This is a genomic window from Vibrio sp. HM8-C, from assembly GCF_058630515.1.
The window spans coordinates 178,647-195,299 of record NZ_JBMMKS010000004.1 but is presented as its reverse complement, the minus strand read 5'-3'; the positions used below and the strand labels follow the sequence as shown (position 1 = coordinate 195,299).

16 protein-coding genes are annotated in these 16,653 nt (G+C 43.5%); 8 read left to right on the top strand and 8 right to left on the bottom strand.

Annotation, left to right across the window (positions count from 1 at the left end; all coding sequences use genetic code 11):
- Positions 1–131 precede the first annotated feature (131 nt).
- The gene (locus tag ACOSVQ_RS07230) at positions 132–1,871 is read left to right on the top strand and encodes a SulP family inorganic anion transporter (RefSeq protein ID WP_491981958.1); all 1,740 of its coding nucleotides are present in this window, start codon (positions 132–134) and stop codon (positions 1,869–1,871) included.
- A 68-nt stretch (positions 1,872–1,939) separates the two neighbouring features.
- Here the strand turns inward: ACOSVQ_RS07230 and curA are convergent, their stop codons facing one another.
- The 4 genes from curA to ACOSVQ_RS07210 all read right to left on the bottom strand — a co-directional run bounded on the left by curA (position 1,940) and on the right by ACOSVQ_RS07210 (position 6,411).
- Positions 1,940–2,974 (bottom strand): NADPH-dependent curcumin/dihydrocurcumin reductase, encoded by a 1,035-nt coding sequence (gene curA / locus ACOSVQ_RS07225; RefSeq protein WP_491981877.1) that lies wholly within the window; start codon positions 2,972–2,974, stop codon positions 1,940–1,942.
- A gap of 120 nt (positions 2,975–3,094) precedes the next feature.
- The gene (locus ACOSVQ_RS07220; protein WP_491981876.1) at positions 3,095–3,691 is read right to left on the bottom strand and encodes a TetR/AcrR family transcriptional regulator; all 597 of its coding nucleotides are present in this window, start codon (positions 3,689–3,691) and stop codon (positions 3,095–3,097) included.
- Positions 3,692–3,806: 115 nt separating this feature from the next.
- Positions 3,807–5,489, bottom strand: coding sequence for an RluA family pseudouridine synthase (locus tag ACOSVQ_RS07215; RefSeq protein ID WP_491981875.1), 1,683 nt, complete (start codon positions 5,487–5,489; stop codon positions 3,807–3,809).
- Positions 5,490–5,565: 76 nt separating this feature from the next.
- Positions 5,566–6,411 (bottom strand): DMT family transporter, encoded by an 846-nt coding sequence (locus ACOSVQ_RS07210; RefSeq protein WP_491981874.1) that lies wholly within the window; start codon positions 6,409–6,411, stop codon positions 5,566–5,568.
- 126 nt (positions 6,412–6,537) lie between these two features.
- On the opposite strand from ACOSVQ_RS07210, the gene dmeF reads away from it, so the two are divergent.
- Positions 6,538–7,518, top strand: coding sequence for a CDF family Co(II)/Ni(II) efflux transporter DmeF (gene dmeF / locus ACOSVQ_RS07205; protein WP_491981873.1), 981 nt, complete (start codon positions 6,538–6,540; stop codon positions 7,516–7,518).
- Positions 7,519–7,530: 12 nt separating this feature from the next.
- Complete coding sequence (locus ACOSVQ_RS07200) at positions 7,531–7,947, top strand: MarR family winged helix-turn-helix transcriptional regulator (RefSeq protein WP_491981872.1); 417 nt, start codon at positions 7,531–7,533, stop codon at positions 7,945–7,947.
- A gap of 13 nt (positions 7,948–7,960) precedes the next feature.
- Here the strand turns inward: ACOSVQ_RS07200 and ACOSVQ_RS07195 are convergent, their stop codons facing one another.
- A complete protein-coding gene (locus tag ACOSVQ_RS07195; protein WP_491981871.1) occupies positions 7,961–8,545 on the bottom strand; it encodes a LysE family translocator in 585 nt (194 codons plus the stop codon).
- Positions 8,546–8,655: 110 nt separating this feature from the next.
- On the opposite strand from ACOSVQ_RS07195, the gene ACOSVQ_RS07190 reads away from it, so the two are divergent.
- Positions 8,656–9,099, top strand: a complete 444-nt coding sequence (locus tag ACOSVQ_RS07190) for an Lrp/AsnC family transcriptional regulator (RefSeq protein ID WP_491981957.1) — start codon at positions 8,656–8,658, stop codon at positions 9,097–9,099.
- Between the two features lie 109 nt (positions 9,100–9,208).
- On the opposite strand, the gene ACOSVQ_RS07185 is transcribed toward ACOSVQ_RS07190, so the two are convergent.
- Complete coding sequence (locus ACOSVQ_RS07185; protein ID WP_491981870.1) at positions 9,209–10,852, bottom strand: methyl-accepting chemotaxis protein; 1,644 nt, start codon at positions 10,850–10,852, stop codon at positions 9,209–9,211.
- 375 nt (positions 10,853–11,227) lie between these two features.
- Here ACOSVQ_RS07185 and ACOSVQ_RS07180 point away from each other — a divergent pair, with 375 nt between their 5' ends.
- The 4 genes from ACOSVQ_RS07180 to pstB all read left to right on the top strand — a co-directional run bounded on the left by ACOSVQ_RS07180 (position 11,228) and on the right by pstB (position 14,761).
- Positions 11,228–12,049 carry a phosphate ABC transporter substrate-binding protein gene (locus tag ACOSVQ_RS07180; protein WP_491981869.1) on the top strand — a complete coding sequence of 274 codons (822 nt, stop codon included), beginning with the start codon at positions 11,228–11,230 and terminating at the stop codon, positions 12,047–12,049.
- Between the two features lie 108 nt (positions 12,050–12,157).
- Positions 12,158–13,084, top strand: a complete 927-nt coding sequence (pstC, locus tag ACOSVQ_RS07175) for a phosphate ABC transporter permease subunit PstC (RefSeq protein WP_491981868.1) — start codon at positions 12,158–12,160, stop codon at positions 13,082–13,084.
- A gap of 29 nt (positions 13,085–13,113) precedes the next feature.
- On the top strand, positions 13,114–13,977 hold the full coding sequence (pstA, locus tag ACOSVQ_RS07170; protein ID WP_491981956.1) for a phosphate ABC transporter permease PstA: 864 nt from the start codon (positions 13,114–13,116) through the stop codon (positions 13,975–13,977).
- A 34-nt stretch (positions 13,978–14,011) separates the two neighbouring features.
- Positions 14,012–14,761, top strand: a complete 750-nt coding sequence (pstB, locus tag ACOSVQ_RS07165; RefSeq protein ID WP_165313493.1) for a phosphate ABC transporter ATP-binding protein PstB — start codon at positions 14,012–14,014, stop codon at positions 14,759–14,761.
- Between the two features lie 105 nt (positions 14,762–14,866).
- Here pstB and ACOSVQ_RS07160 read toward each other — a convergent pair whose 3' ends face one another.
- Positions 14,867–15,883 (bottom strand): GGDEF domain-containing protein, encoded by a 1,017-nt coding sequence (locus ACOSVQ_RS07160; protein WP_491981867.1) that lies wholly within the window; start codon positions 15,881–15,883, stop codon positions 14,867–14,869.
- An 80-nt stretch (positions 15,884–15,963) separates the two neighbouring features.
- Positions 15,964–16,434: a putative pterin-binding protein gene (locus ACOSVQ_RS07155; RefSeq protein WP_491981866.1), complete on the bottom strand. Its 471-nt coding sequence runs from the start codon at positions 16,432–16,434 to the stop codon at positions 15,964–15,966.
- Positions 16,435–16,653 lie beyond the last annotated feature (219 nt).

The window sequence follows — 16,653 nt, the reverse complement described above, 5'->3', positions numbered from 1 at the left end:
TACGATTTTATTGCGTTTTTATTTCAATGTTTATGTGAATGGTTTGAACAACTTAGGTTATGCTTATTGAAACGCTTTCTCATGTGAAGTAAGGAACACCGTAAGTGAAAATCGCGTCAATTGCCCAATGGATGCCAGGTCTCAATCAGCTTAAACATTATGACCGAACATGGTTTAAAGATGACTTTCGCGCAGCGCTATCTGTAGTTGCGGTCGCACTGCCCGTTGCGATTGCCTATGCGCAGTTAACGGGAGTCTCTGCAATTGTCGGTTTGTATTCCTGCGTGCTTCCAATGTTGGTATATGCCTTATTTGGTACCTCTCGTCAGTTGATCATTGGCCCTGATGCAGCCACTTGTGCAGTTATTGCGGCGGTGGTCACGCCACTCGCGGCAGGAGATCCAACCAAACACTGGCAACTTGTAATGACCATGACTGCAATGACAGGTATCTGGTGTATTTTGGCAAGCCGATTCAAGCTTGGTGTTCTGGCAGATTTTCTATCAAGACCGATTTTACTTGGTTTGTTAAACGGTGTGGCACTGACCATCATTGTTGGTCAGTTTGCGAAAATATTCGGTTTAAAGTTTGAACAGCGTTATCTACTGGAACGATTGTATGAGGCGCCGTCTTTATTGATGAATCCTCATTGGCAAACGTTAATGATTAGTACCACGACGGTGGTGGTTTATCTGGCTTCTAAGCGTTTGCGACCTCAATGGCCTGCAGCGATGTTTGCCATTTTCATTACTGGCGTAATGGTCTGGTTGATGAAGCTAGATACCGTTGGTGTTCAAGTCGTGGGTGTGATTCAAGGTGGATTACCGGCATTCCAAGCACCAACATTTGATATCGGTGTCTCTCGTGAACTTGTGGTTCCGGCTCTCAACTTAGCGGTAGTGAGCTTCGTGAGTATGATGCTTACGGCACGTAGTTTTGCGGCGAAAAATGGCTATGACATTGATGCTGATAAAGAGTTTCAGGCCTTGGGATTAGCCAACCTAGCTTCTGCATTTTCACAGGGTTTTGCGATTAGTGGCGCTGACTCACGTACCGCGGTGAATGACGCAAACGGAGGCAAATCTCAGCTGGTTTCAGTCATTGCTGCTTTGTGCATTGGTGCAATAGCGATATTCGCATATCAACCTTTGCAGTACATCCCAATCGCTGCTTTGGGTGTCGTTTTGATTATCGCCTCGACTTCGCTACTCGATCTAAAAGGGGTTTGGCAGCTTAAAACACGTAACAAAGATGCGTTTTATCTTGCTTCAATCACTTTGGTTTCGGTGTTAGTTATCGGTGTTATACCGGGTATTACACTAGCGGTACTATTGGGGCTGTTTCAGTTCTTGCGTGTGGTAATGCGCCCTAGAGATCAAGTGCTGGGTCTGGATAAGAAAGGTACTGTGCGCTCGATTGATCCGTCAGGTAAGGCGACAGCAATTCCAGGCTTGATCATTTATCGATTTAATTCACCACTGACTTACTTTAATGCGCCTTACTTCAAGCGACGTCTATTGGGGCTGTCTGAATCTGCGGATAATGTTGGTTGTGTCGTGATCGATGCCGTTTCCAGTTTTACCCATCTAGATCTAAGTGTTATGGCAATGCTGGCTGACGTTCAGACAATATTGAAAAAACGCGGTATCCGATTAGTAGTCGCTGGGCGAAAACGCAGTATGCGTAAGTGGTGCGATCTAACAGGTGTTCCTGTAGGAGATGGTGGTGTCGTGCTTCGCGCAGATTTGTATTTGGCTATCAAACTCAGTGGTTGCTACCAAGAAGCGGTGCAAGAAGGTCAAGTGCCGCCTGTGCAAAAAGAGCCGGATCCAAACGAAAATACAATCAACACTGTGCCGGAAGTGGCTTAGCAGCTTTTTGGGAAATGTTTTTATAAAAGGAAGAGCCTGCAATGCAGGCTCTTTTGGTATTGATAAGATTAAAGTGGTTTCGCCACTTCAATCACTAACTTGCCGAAGTTTTTACCTTCAAGCAGACCAATCAATTGCTCTGGTGCGTTTTCCAAGCCGACTTCTACTTGTTCACGGTATTTGATTTTGCCTTCTGCTACCCATTGGTTCATGTCCGCAGCGAATTCACCATAGCGGTGACCGTAGTCATCGAAAATGATGAAGCCTTGTACTTTTAAGCGTTTAGTTAAGATTAAACCGGTAAGTTTAGAAAGACGATCTGGACCTTCTGGTAGTGATGTTGCGTTGTATTGGGCAATCAGACCACACACAGGAATACGCGCTTTTGTATTAAGCAGTGGCATAACAGCATCAAACACTTTACCGCCGACGTTTTCAAAATAAACATCAATGCCGGCTGGGCAAGCTGCTGCAAGCTGCTCAGCAAAATCATCGGCTTTGTGATCAATACATGCATCCATACCTAGTACTTCAACAGCATGGCGACATTTCTCTGCACCACCAGCAATGCCCACTACGCGGCAGCCTTTGATTTTACCAATTTGGCCAACAGTCGCGCCTACAGGACCTGTTGCAGAAGCAACAACAATAGTTTCACCGGCTTTCGGTGCACCGATATCCAAAAGACCCATGTACGCTGTAAAGCCAGGCATACCCATTACACCCAAAGCCCATGAAGGGTGGGTCGGATTTGCACCAAGTTTTAATAGACCAGCACCGTTAGATACTGAGTATTTTTGCCAACCTGTAATGTATGAAAGAACCCATTCACCCACTTGGAACTCAGGGTTATTTGATTCTTCAACCTGACAAACAGTACCGCCGATCATAACGTCATTAATTGCTAGCGGTTCAGCGTAAGATTCAGCATCACTCATGCGGCCACGCATGTATGGGTCTAATGATAAGTAGATAGTACGTAGCAGAACTTCGCCTTCTTTTGCCTCTGGTTTAGCAACGGTTTCTAAGCGGAAGTTTTCTGATGTTGGCGCGCCGACAGGGCGTGAAGCCAGTACGATACGTTGGTTTGTTGAGTCAGTCATTGGACTTTCCTTTTATTTCTTAATAATTAGACCAGTCGTCTAGTGTTCGTTTCAAAAAAACCGCTATCGAAATAGCGGATAAATTCATTAGGCACAGCTTAGCCTATTTTTCGGCATTGCTTAATTTAGCTGTTCGCCTTTCAATATTTGTTCGGTGACTTTTAACGCTTGTTCCAAGCTGGCATCGTCGTGACGAATTTTGTTCACCAAGCTAGCACCAACCCAAAGGTTATAAAGAAGCTCCGAGGTTTGTTGGCTGTCTTTAACTTTTAGCTCACCCGACTGAATACCTTTTTCAATGTGTTCAGCGACAGTGGTGATTACCTTGTCTGTACCTTTGTGTAGCGCAATACGCATCGGCTCTGATAAATCGGAAACTTCACCAGCCAATTTCACTACTAAGCATTTACCTGTTTGGCATTCGCTACGGTTTTGTTCCATCCAGTAGCGCCAGTATTGCATCAGTTTTTCATATTCACTCACCCCACTGGTTGCGAATAAGTTCTCCAACTTTTCTTGGTATTGGTTGAAGTAATCTTGCAGCAGTGCTTCTCCAAATTGTTCTTTGGATTTGAAGTAGTGATAGAAAGAACCTTTCGGTACTTCAGCATTTTTCAGTAGTTCAGACAGCCCAACGCTGGTAAAGCCTTTGCTGGCAACCAGTTCGTAGCCAATGTCTAAAATATGCTGTTTGGTGTCGTGTGATTTTTCGTTCATGCGGTGCAATATAAATTAAATTAGACCAGTCGTCTAGTTGGTGTTTTGTTTATGGGTGAGAATGCAATTTCAAGAAAGTGGAGTAGTAACTGTGCAGCATCAAACACCGAATAGACTAAAAATCAGCATCCACTTGGAAATGCATGCGTTGTTTAGTGTATGGATGATCGAAGCTTAAGCTCTCTGCATGCAGATGGAGACGAGCAGCTTTCTGACCATACAAATCATCGCCGACAATCGCCATGTTTAATCCATCAGTGTGAGCGCAATGTACGCGAAGCTGATGGGTACGCCCTGTTTTTGGGTAGAGATATACTCGACTTTGCCCATTTTCTACACTGATTTTCTGCCAGAAAGTATCTGCGTGTTTACCGTGCTCGTAGCAAACCATCTGACGAGGTCTATCATCCAAGTCACCGCGTAGTGGCAAAGTGATATCTCCAGACTCACCAAGGAGTTCACCACTCAAGAGAGCGACGTAGCGTTTTTCTACGCCACGAGTAATAAACTGCTTTTGTAGGCTCTTATTCGCTCGACGTGTGAGAGCAAACACCAGAATACCTGACGTCGACATATCTAAACGATGAAGTACAAACGGGCCTTCCACATCGGTGAACATTGCTTCTAATCGAGTAAGCACGGAATCTTTAACATTAACTCCGGGTACAGATAAAAATTCGGCTGGTTTATTCACGACAACGATAGCTTCATCCTGATAGAGAATGTCGATATCTTTTCCATCTGCTGGGTTTTCAAGAAGAGGGTTGTCATCAAGAGTGATCCCTTCAAGCATGTGGCCTAATATCGGATGGCACTTGTTGTTGCATGCAGGGTAGTATTTTTTATGCTGACGAATCTCTGATTTCGGTGAACGACCCCACCAAAACTCTGCCATCGCAATAGGTTTTAGCTGATGTGCAAAGGCATATTGCAACAATTTAGGCGCTGCACATTCACCTGAACCCGCTGGTGGAATAGGGTTGGCAGTATTTTCGAATATATCGATAAGTGACTTGCTCTCACCGTTCTGATTTAATAACTGGTATTGGGAAAACAGCTTTTTCTGTAATGCTGCCGATAGCTGCTTGCGTTTCTCTTTTAACTCTTCGAGCTGGCTTTGATGCAGCTTGAGTTTGGTTTGAAGCTGTGCAAGCTCGTTATCCCATTTCTGCTTGAGATTTTTTAGCTGATTTTTCTCAGTTACGCTTTGTTGAGCAAGCTGTTCAAAAAGCGCATCAAGTTCATTTTCAGATAAGTGTTGAGACGGGGTTTGGCGCAGCAACTTGCGATTCTTGCGCCCTTCAATCATCAATTGGCGATGAGTTTCTATTTGTTGCTCTGCCTCATTTTGGCAAGTGTGAATCGCTTTAGTTAACACTGCTGTTACTGGCGATGCGCTAAGTTCGCGAACTTGACGATTAATATCGGCAATCTCATTTGCTTCCAGACGAAAGAAGGTCTCGTCTTCAAAACGATCAAATACTGGCGGCACGAAGTGAGGTTGTTGCAATTTTTCAGCGAGCAGACCAGAAAAGGCAGACAGATAGCCCAGCTCTCCCTGTAAATTCTGCACCACTAGCACACCAAACATTTTGCCGTGTGAGTCAGACTCAAGTTCGGTTAAGCCGAAAGGATGGGACCAGTCTGTTTGCGTTTCAATATGCAGCTGTAGTTCATGAGCTGCAATATCGCTTAGTGGATGCGGTTCATAGCAAAACGGAAAAGTAAAACGCTCCGGCAATGAGTATTCAGAAATGTCCGTCTGAAAAGGGGTAAAACAGTGATCGGAGTGCTTCATAACGCTAGAACCTCTTTTAGGTCAACAGAACCTAGATATCAGCGCGGGATTTTACTGAGCACAGAGGGAAAATCCATCATTTTGTTTGCTTCCCCATAATCACCAACACGATACCGCCTAATATCAGGCTGCTGACAAAAATTAAATGTAGCGTAAATGCTTCCCCGACCAGAAGTGTGCCGCCTGCGATTGCGATAACGGGTACAGACAACTGAGCGACGGAGGCTTGCAGCATGGTCAGTTGGGTGATCACTCGATACCACAAAATGTACCCTGCTGCGGATGCAATACTGCCTGATATTAATGCCAGAATGATGCCTTTAGAGGAAGCTGAAGAGAGATTAACCAGCCATGGCGTCAACAATACACAAAGTAGTCCTGCAACCCAAAAACCTTGAGAAATGGCAGAGATAGGGTTGCCACTATTTCGCCCGACCAGCGTAAATACCGCCCATGCGAGTCCTGAAAGGATCATTAACAATGCGGATAGAATATCGGGTCTTGTAACGCTAGGCGCCATGAGATAGATGAATCCAGCAATAGAAATAACCAAACCAATCAGTTCTAGCGAGTTGATTTTATTACCTTGGAGAAAATGTGCTGCAAGTAAGGTAAGTTGCACAGTACCAAATAACAACAGCGCTCCGGTTCCTGTAGAAAGCTTTAGATAGGCGACAGAAAAGCATAATGCATAGGTAAACAGAGCCAAACCCGCTTTCAGGGCAAACTTGGGTTGATAGTGTCTTTCGGCTTTTTTTACCATCAAACTGTGCAAAACAATCAGCGTGATCGCCCCAGAAACTAGCCGAAGATAGGTAAAAGTTGCGGCATCAATCGTTTGATCTTGCAGTGCGAGGCGACACAAAATTGAGTTCGCAGCGAAGGCAAACATAGTAATGACAGTTAAAAGAAGAGGAGACACGTTGAGCAACCTTATTGTTATGTTATCGATAATTTAAGGTTAATTAGCGGTATACAACAATCTTTAATTTACTTTGATAATCAAACTAACTACACTTTAGAAAATTTGATAATCAAAGTAATTATTATGCAAACACCAAGTTGTCCCCAAACAGAGACGTTTTCATACACCAATGAAAAAGGTGAAAAACGTACACTCTATGTACTGCTGCTTACCGTTGTTACTATGGCGGTAGAGATTGTTGCTGGTAGCATTTATGGTTCAATGGCATTGCTTGCCGATGGTTGGCACATGGGTACGCATGCCGCTGCGTTTTGTATCACGCTGTTTACCTATCGCTATGCTCGTAAGCATCAGAACTCTCGAGCTTACACTTTTGGCACAGGTAAAGTGGGCGTTTTGGGAGGGTATACCAGTGCTATTGGCTTAGGCTTAGTCGCATTAGTCATGGCTGGCGAATCAATCCACCGTTTGTTTAACCCGTTAAGTATCCAATTTAATGAAGCGATAATGGTGGCGGTTGTTGGCCTTGTCGTGAACGTAGCAAGTATGTTTTTATTGCACGACCATCACGACCATCACGACCATCACGACCATCACGACCATCACGACCATCACGACCATCACGACCATCACGACCATCACGACCATCACGACCATCACGACCACGATCATGGGCATCATCACCATCATGATCACAACCTTACGGCGGCGTACATGCATGTGTTGGCAGATGCGTTGACGTCAGTATTGGCAATCGCGGCTTTGATTGTTGGTAAATACTTGGGTTGGGTATGGTTAGACCCGATTATGGGTATTGTCGGAGCGCTTGTGATCACCAAGTGGGCATTCGGTTTGATGAAACAAACGGCTCCTATCTTACTGGATGCTCATATCAGCCATGATTATGAGAAGAAAGTGCTCGCTAAGTTAGAAGAGGCTGGAGCAAAAGTGATTGATATTCACGTGTGGAAAGTGAGCGCTAATCACTATTCCGCTGCGATTAGAATGTCTGCTGAGTCGAACAAAGATGCACTGTACTTTAGACATGTATTGAAGGAGTTTGATAGACTCCATCACCTTACGCTAGAAGTTAACCCGCTTTAAAGGCTAAAACACATGCACCCATTGACTGAGCTTAACAATCTGATTACTGAGTTTTACGACAAGATGTCTTCGTGGGAGATGTCTGTGGTCAAAGAAACTGGGTACTCATTGGCTCAAATCCACACCCTTGAAGTGTTAGGCTCACATGGTGCGATGCGTATGAAAGAGTTGGCAAACCGTCTGAGCATCACAACGGGAACGCTGACTGTTCAAGTAGAAAAATTGGTTCAAGCGGGACTGATAGAACGTCAATCCATAGAAGGGGATAGACGTTCTATTCAAGTGACACTGACTGATGAAGGTAAAGCGGTATTTCAGCAGCATAATGCTTTGCACATGGCACTCACCGAAGAGCTCACTCGCCATATCAGTACCGAGCAACAAAAACACCTCGCTCAAATGCTGACGTTAATGAATCAGGTGTTCTAACTTCTTTTAAAGCTTATAGCATAGGGACTACAGATAGCAGCAGTAGTCCTCCCATTGCACCATTAAACCATCTCATGTATTTGGGATCATTCATCCATCGGCTAAGCTGTTTGCCTGCCGCAGTCCAGACACTCACCGATGGCACGTTCACCATCGCAAATACAACAGCAATAACACTCAAACCGACCCAACTTGTTGAGTCGTTGTATACGCTTACTGCGGTCAGAGCCATAGACCAGCCTTTCGGGTTCACCCACTGAAACATAGCCGCAGACAAAAACGTCATCGGTTTATAAGCGGTATCGCTTTTAGTTGGTTTCGCAAGGCAGATTTTTACTGCCAGATACACCAGATAGATTAAGCATATCCAGTGGAGTATCTGCTGAACGACCGGGTATTGTTGAAATACGCCCAGTAAGCCAATGCCAACCAAGATGATCATGATACTGAAACCAAAAGTGACCCCAGCCATATGAGGTATGGTTCTTTTAAAGCCGACATTAGCACCGGACGTCATCAACATGATGTTATTTGGGCCAGGGGAAAATGTGGATACAAACGCGAACATCACCAAAGGCCACCATTGATATAAATCCATTTTTTCTCCTGTTTTTATCATCAAATGATGGAAAAATTGTAATTGGATGGAGACGCAATTTTGTGCTTATATTTGTGTCTGCATCAATTAATAAGCAACAAAATTTAACTATGGATAGATTTGACGAAAGAATATTGTCTGAGCTTCAGGCGGATGGACGAATATCTAATGTAGAGCTCTCTGAAAGGGTAGGACTTTCGCCCTCAGCAACTCTTCGACGAGTTCAGGAACTTGAACGGACGAAGGTGATCAAAGGCTACAGGGCAGTACTGGACAAAAACCAGCTTGAAGTCGGATTTATTGCTTATGTGTCTATTGGTTTAAATAGTCATACCAAGCAGTCACAAGTGGCTTTTGAAGAGCACGTTCGTTTTGCCAAGGAAGTGGTGGAATGCCATAACATTACTGGAATGAACGAGTATCTGTTACGCGTTGAAACTAAGGACTTAGCTTCTTACAAGCGTTTCCATTCCAACGTGCTTGGGGAAAGTCCACAAGTAAAGTCGATATCGACTATGGTCGTGATGGATTCGCCGAAAGACGAGCGACAATAAAAGATGCAAGGCTCACACAAAGACAAGTACACAATAAAAAAGGCGATGGAATTTAACCATCGCCTTTGTGTTTAAGTCAGTGCTAGTCTGAACTTAAAGAACAAACGGTTTACACTCGGAAGTGGCTAAGTTGTTCTTTCTGCTGCTCTGCAAGTGCTGAAAGCTCTTGGCTTGCCGCTGCAGACTGAGTAATACCAGCCACGTTTTGGCTAACCAATTCATAGATAGTTGCCAAGTTACGGTTAATATCCGCAGTAACGTGGTTTTGTTCTTCTGAAGCAGCTGCAACTTGAGTGTTAATTCCACTTAGCTCTGAAATCGCTTGGCTAATGTCGCTTAAGTACTCACTTACTTGCTCGCCTAACGCTTGGTTAGTTTCGATCATTTTTAAGCTCATATTCATGCTGTCATTTGCGACGCCAGATTTGTTCTGCAGCTCTTCAATGATGAGTTGAATCTCTTTCGTTGATTGCTGAGTTCGAGCTGCAAGCATACGTACTTCGTCAGCGACAACTGCGAAACCACGACCACTCTCACCCGCACGAGCTGCTTCAATTGCTGCGTTCAATGCAAGTAGGTTGGTTTGCTCTGAAATGCCTTCAATCACTTCAATCACTTGACCAATTTGTTCTGATTGCTCTTTAAGGCCATTCACAACCTGAGCGGCTTCGTTAAGCTGACGTGCCATATCGGTATTCGCTTTATGGCTCTGCTTGAACATAGCTAAGCTTTCTTTTGCTTGAAGATTCGCTTGTTGTGCAGCGTTTTCTGCTTTGGATGCATTGTCAGTAACACTTTGAGCCGCACCTTCTAGTTGGTTAACGGCTGAAGCCACTTGCTCAACTTCTTGCTTTTCTTGGTCTGAGTTAACACTAGACTGTGTCATTACTGCTGCTAATTCCGTTGAAGCTGACGCAACTTCAACGCTAATGCGAATTAATGTTTCGACCGTTTCACGCAACTGTTTCGTTGTTGCGTTGATGTCACGTGTTAACGCAGTGACTTCATTGTTACCTTCAACTTTTGCTTCAACCAACAAGTTGCCTTTGGCGATTTCACGCATAGTCAATTGCAGGTTTTGAATCGGTTTAACAATGATGCCAGCCAGTAACCAGCTACAAAGCGCAGCAAGCAGTAACACCGCTATAAAGCCTATCATTGAGTTTTGCATTACTGTGCCATGGTGCTGCTCAGAGTCGTGAACGGTTTCTAGTGCAAGTACATTGAGTTTGCTAGAAAGCGCTTCAATCGCTTTGATCATCTCTGCACCAGCGCCTCTGTATGCCGCTGAAGCCTGTTGGTATTTGCTGTCAAAGCTCGAATCCAAATTGGTTTGGCTGTGCTTTGTTTTAAGCAGAGGAATCATGGTGTTCAGCGAATAGTCAACGTAGTACTTCATCGCTTTTTGCAGAGAAGACACTTCAGACTGTAGACCGGGAACCGTGTTCAGAGACTCAAGGAGTTTCAGGTTCTTCGCTTCGTTTTCTTTCAGCACAGATTGAAGACGCGCGACTTCTTCTGGCGTAAACAAACTGTATATGGCGCTAATGCGCATGCTGTAAGTGTTATTGACGATGTTGGTGACATCATCTTTGTGTTCAATGAGTTGTTCAGTGGAGTAAGTAACGTTCTTGAACGCAGTCTTTAGACTGGACGAGCTATAAGTTATCCCAGCGATAAGCAGTAGCATTGTAAAAAATACAGGTACTACGACTTGCAACTTGATAGACAATCCCGAGATCAGCTTGCGCATGATTAAACCTTATGGAAATGATAGTAGTTGTTATTTGATATAAATTATTATTTGATAAACTTATCAATCGACCAATCTTATCCAGTTACAACAATAATTCAATTTATTCTGAGCCCGAAATAATCAAAATTCGGTTGAAAATTGACCGTTTGTGCTGCTTTATTGATTTGATGCTGCATTTTTGTACGAATGAGATCGTTCCCGAATGTGATTTTATGCGAAATGAATTTCTAGGTGCATATGTTTAAGCAAATATTTCAATTTGTCATGGAGTTTTCAACGAACTGAAACACAACTGTCATATTTCGATTCTAAAGTGAATCCCGTTCCAGTAAATCAACGGCAAATAAATTAGCCACTTAAGGAAAGAATGTGATGAAAAAGACAGTAATCGGTGCAATCGCTCTATTAGGCGCACTAGCAATTAACCCTGTTTCAGCTAAAGAAACAATCTCTGCAGTGGGTTCTAGCAGCGTAACACCACTGATGGAAGTTTTCTCAGAAACATACATGAAAACAAACTCGGACGTTTTTATTGAAGTACAAGGCCCAGGTTCTTCTGCAGGTATCAAAGCAGCGAAAAACGGCAGTGCAGATATCGGTATGTCTTCTCGTGGACTGAAAGACTCTGAAAAAGAATCAAACCTAGTAGAAGAAGTTATTGCTCGTGATGGTATCGCAGTCGTTGTTCACCCAAGCAACAAAGTGAAAGGTCTAACTGCTGAGCAAGTTTCTGAAATCTACAAAGGTGAAATCACTAACTGGAAACAAGTTGGTGGTGAAGACAAGCCAATCGTAGCAATTACTCGTGACACTGCTTCTGGTACTCGCGGTGCATTCGAAGAAATCATGGAACTTAAGAAAAAAGTTTCTGGTAAAGAAGTTTCAGCTATCTCTCAACGTGCGCAAGTTGCTAACGGTAACGGTGGTCTGAAAACTATGGTTGCTTCTAACCCATACTCAATCGGCTATATCTCTCTAGGTACAGTAGACGGTTCAGTTCATGCTCTAGCAATCGATGGTACTCCTGCAACTGTAGACAACGTTAAATCAGGTTCTTACAAAGTTGCTCGTCCTTTCCTCGTTCTTTACAAGAAAGGCGCACCATCTGCAGAAGCTCAAAAATTCCTAGATTGGATGCTAACTGATGAAGCTCAAAAAATCGTTGCTTCACACCACTACATCACAATTAACTAAGATTTAAATAATAGACTTTGCTCAGCCCGATTTGGGCTGGGCTTTTGTATTACATACCGACGAACTAATGCTTTTTAGCTTGCTCGGTAGGTGAGATTGAGAACATCTATGACCATCGCAAATAGTGACAAGCTTATGGATATCGAAAAAACGCAAGCAAAACGTAAATTGCGCGCGCAGAAACGAGTCGATTGGAAAGAGCGTTTCTTCCACGGTTTGTTTTTAACAAGTGCCGTAATCGGTATTGTTTCTCTAGCTGTTATTGCCTACTTCATCGTTAAAGAAAGTATTCCAGCATTCCAAGAAGCGAGCGTTTCAGGAATCGTTCTAGGACAAGACTGGCTGCCTCCAGCGCTATATGGTGTCGCGACAATGATCGTGGCTTCTGTTGTTTCTACCTTCGGTGCTGTTATTGTTGGTGTGCCTATTGGTGTACTTACAGCTGTTTTCATCGCTGAAATTGCGCCGAAAAGTGTGGCTGACGTGATTCGCCCTGCTGTTGAGCTGTTAGCTGGTATTCCTTCTGTGGTATACGGCTTCTTCGGCTTGGTTATCATCGTTCCTCTTATTCAGAACATCTTCCAAGTTCCAGCGGGTAACACCATTCTTGCTGGTATCATCGTTCTTGGTGTGATGATTCTACCTACTGTAATCACGGTATCTGAGACGTCTATTCGTGCTGTGCCGCGCGCATACAAAGAAGGTTCTTTAGCACTTGGCGCTTCTAACATTTATACCATTTTCAAACTTCTCGTTCCTGCGGCTCGTTCTGGCATTATGACGGGTGTGATTCTGGGTATCGGTCGTGCTCTGGGTGAAACCATGGCTATCATCATGGTGATGGGTAACGCGCCAGCAATGCCAGAAGGTATTCTGGATTCTGCTCGTACTCTAACGGCAAACATCGCGATTGAGATGTCTTACGCAAGTGGTGTTCACGCAAATGCTCTTTATGCAACAGGCGTTGTTCTACTGGTGTTTATCATGATGCTTAACGCTGCTCTTCTGTACCTGAACCGTGAGAAAGCGAGGTAATCAACATGGATCACGCAAAATACAATCAAGTGGACCGTGCAAAGCTAAAACAAGCACGTGAATTTAAAGATAACGTTTTACGTGTGCTTATCTGGTTTGCGGCGGCATTAACGGTTGGCTTTCTGTTCTGGATTATCTGGTACATTCTATCGAACGGCTTAAAACACGTTGATTGGGCATTCGTAACAGATAACTACACTCGTACTGGCGATGAGCACGGTATATTCCCGATGATCATCTCAACCATCTACATGGTTATCGCATCAATAGCTGTAGCAGCACCAATGGGTATCATGACGGCGATATACCTCACCGAATATGCCAAAGTGGGCAGCAAGCTGGTGAAGGTTATTCGATTTTGTACAGAATCATTGGCTGGTATTCCATCGATCATTTTCGGCTTGTTTGGTATGACTTTCTTCGTTGTCATTCTTGGGCTTGGATTTTCGATTTTATCGGGTGCATTAACGCTGAGTATTTTGATTCTTCCAGTCATCATTCGTACCACTGAAGAAGCATTAATGGCGGTACCGCAAACTTACCGCGAAGGCTCTTACGGTCTTGGCGCTTCTAAAATTTACACCATCTGGCGTCTCATTTTACCAAGTGCGATTCCGGGTATTCTGACTTCTGTCATTCTGAGTATCGGTCGTGTAATTGGTGAATCGGCTCCTGTGTTTTTAACCGCAGGTATGGTAGCGCGTGTTCCTGATTCACTATTAGATTCAGGCAGAACACTAACCGTTCACCTATACAAATTAACGACTGAGTTATTCACGATTGAAGAGTGGAACCAAGCGTATGGAACAGCGACTGTGCTGATTGTTGTAGTGTTGCTCATCAACATGGTAACCAAGTTAATCGCTAAGCGATTCAACACTGCAACTTACTAATCCAAGACGACTGACAGAATTTAAGAGACAGAAAATGAACAAATTTAATATTGAAAATCTAGATTTATTCTACGGTGAAAACCAAGCACTGAAATCTATTAACCTGCCAATTCCAACACGCCAAGTAACAGCACTGATTGGTCCATCAGGCTGTGGTAAATCTACGCTTTTGCGTTGTTTAAACCGCATGAATGATTTGATTGAAGGTGTAACCATCAAAGGTAAACTGGAGATGGACGGTCAGGATATCTATGGCAACGTTGATGTTGCAGACATCCGTATCCGCGTAGGTATGGTTTTCCAAAAGCCAAACCCATTCCCGATGAGCATCTACGAAAACGTTGCGTATGGTCTGCGTGCTCAAGGTGTAAAAGATAAGAAACACATTGATGAAGTGGTGGAACGCTCGCTGCGTGGCGCAGCACTTTGGGATGAAGTGAAAGATCGTTTGAAATCGCACGCATTTGGCTTATCTGGTGGTCAACAGCAACGCCTTTGTATTGCTCGCACTATCGCAATGGAACCAGATGTCATTCTGATGGATGAACCAACGTCTGCACTCGATCCAATCGCGACGCATAAAATTGAAGTACTGATGGAAGAGTTAAAGAAAAACTACACCATCGTTATCGTAACGCACTCAATGCAGCAAGCTCGCCGTATTTCAGACCGCACAGCATTCTTCCTAATGGGAGAGTTAGTGGAGCACGACGATACACAAGTGATTTTCAACTCACCAAAAGATGACAGAACAAAAGGCTATGTGAACGGTGACTTCGGTTAATCGTCATTCCGGTTAATCGTTAGCGAGGACATTAATATCCGTTCTCACTGACAACGCTTATTGGCTAAACACTATATAACTATAAAGCGATGGTAATCTTGCCCCTCATAATGAGGGGCCTTTTTTTTGGTACTTCATTGCATACATCTTCTGATCTGCAATGTGAATTAATTGGTTGATGTCGTTACCATCATTAGGGCAAGAGCTAAGACCAATACTGGTGTTCAACGGACGATATTGATTATCACCAACCACAAATTTCTGTTCAAAACACTGCTCAATCAGGGTTTGCATCCCTTCTAATTCCAACGCGTCAATACTATTAATGATGATGGCAAATTCGTCGCCACCCATTCGGAACAGTTCATAATCGAAGGTAGGGATATGCGATAAGCGTTTGGTAACCTGTTTTAGTACCGCATCACCAGCTAAGTGCCCGAGTTCATCGTTTATTAGCTTAAAACCATTCAAGTCGAGCAAAAATAACGAATATTGGCTGTTTTTAGGGCGTTGAGAGACAGATTGGAACATCGACAAACGGTTGCCGATATCGGTCAAAGGGTCGGTTAGTGCTAAAAGACGATGATATTGAGCTTCTTTGTACCAGATAAAACTCACCAAGCCGATAGAAAGAAACAGCAGCAAAATTAGCGAATATTGAATATTGGTGACGAACTTAGCTTGCTCTTTTTGCGCCAAATACATCGGGCTTTGAATCTTAAAATTGTCATTAATGTATTTAATGACATCTTGATAGAGCAGTTCTGTCTTGGTGGTGAATCTTTCAAGTGAATGCGCGTCAGCGATATTGAGTAACAAAGGTTCAAGTAGCTTGTAGCTATCAAACGTCTTTTTAAAGTAGTGCAGCGTGCCGTCTATTTCGAGGAATTCATCAGCCTCAGAGTTATGCAAAATGAGATCGAATCGGCTCCACGTAAGTTCATACTTCAGCTTCACATTTTCTAAGTCTGCTGGTGTATCCAGCGCATGGGGCATGACAGAAACCAGCTCAGTAAACTCTTTGGTCAGGTAGAACAAAAACCAAGTCGCTTTGTGCTGTTTGTAGGTGTAAGAACGCGCCAGATCTTGTGTCAAAGTCAGGGTATAGAGATTCGCGATCATTAGCACTACGGAAACAGCGAGCAATAACGTTTTTGTTCGCTGAATTATAGGATGTAGTTGCTTACTTTTTGGGGCTGCAATCATTTGTATTTAACGGATATCTCTTTTAGCTGCCACACCATCTGAGTGTGATATTCAGGACTATTAGTAGGCGGATAGGTGTCCATATCGTAAACAAACCAGAATGGTCCTTTGTCGCGAACACGCATCGCCTCACCATTTAATGAATAAGCCACAATAGGCTTATAGCGTTTTAAATCTTCGACAGAAGCAGATGCTGAGTAATCGTTCAACGCGATGAAAGTGACACTAGATACGTCTTTTGCTTTTACATATTTCAACAAGTCGATCATGGTAAAGCCAGTGAACGAGAGAGGCTGATCAGAGTCATCCCAAGGAGTATGAGTGGTAAAACCGGTGACAGGCAGCTCACTTTTGAGCTCACTCATCGACAATACGATAGGCGCTTGACCTGGCAGCTTTATGGTTAAGTCATAAGCTGATGCGAAAGTACTAATAAAAAGTAAAGAGGCGACTAAAATCCGTTTCATTCTATTTATTCACTGTTATGGATTGAGCGTAATTTGCACAAATGTCTGCGCAAGAATTTTCCTACGAAATTATACGGTGCATAACTAACCAGTACTATTATTTATTAATAAATATAATATTTAAGTTAGGCGATTTAGCACTATATGCAGCGAAATTATGCAATAAAGTGAATGGATTTTAGCGAAGTATATGACGAGAGTTTTATATCTATTCAGAAA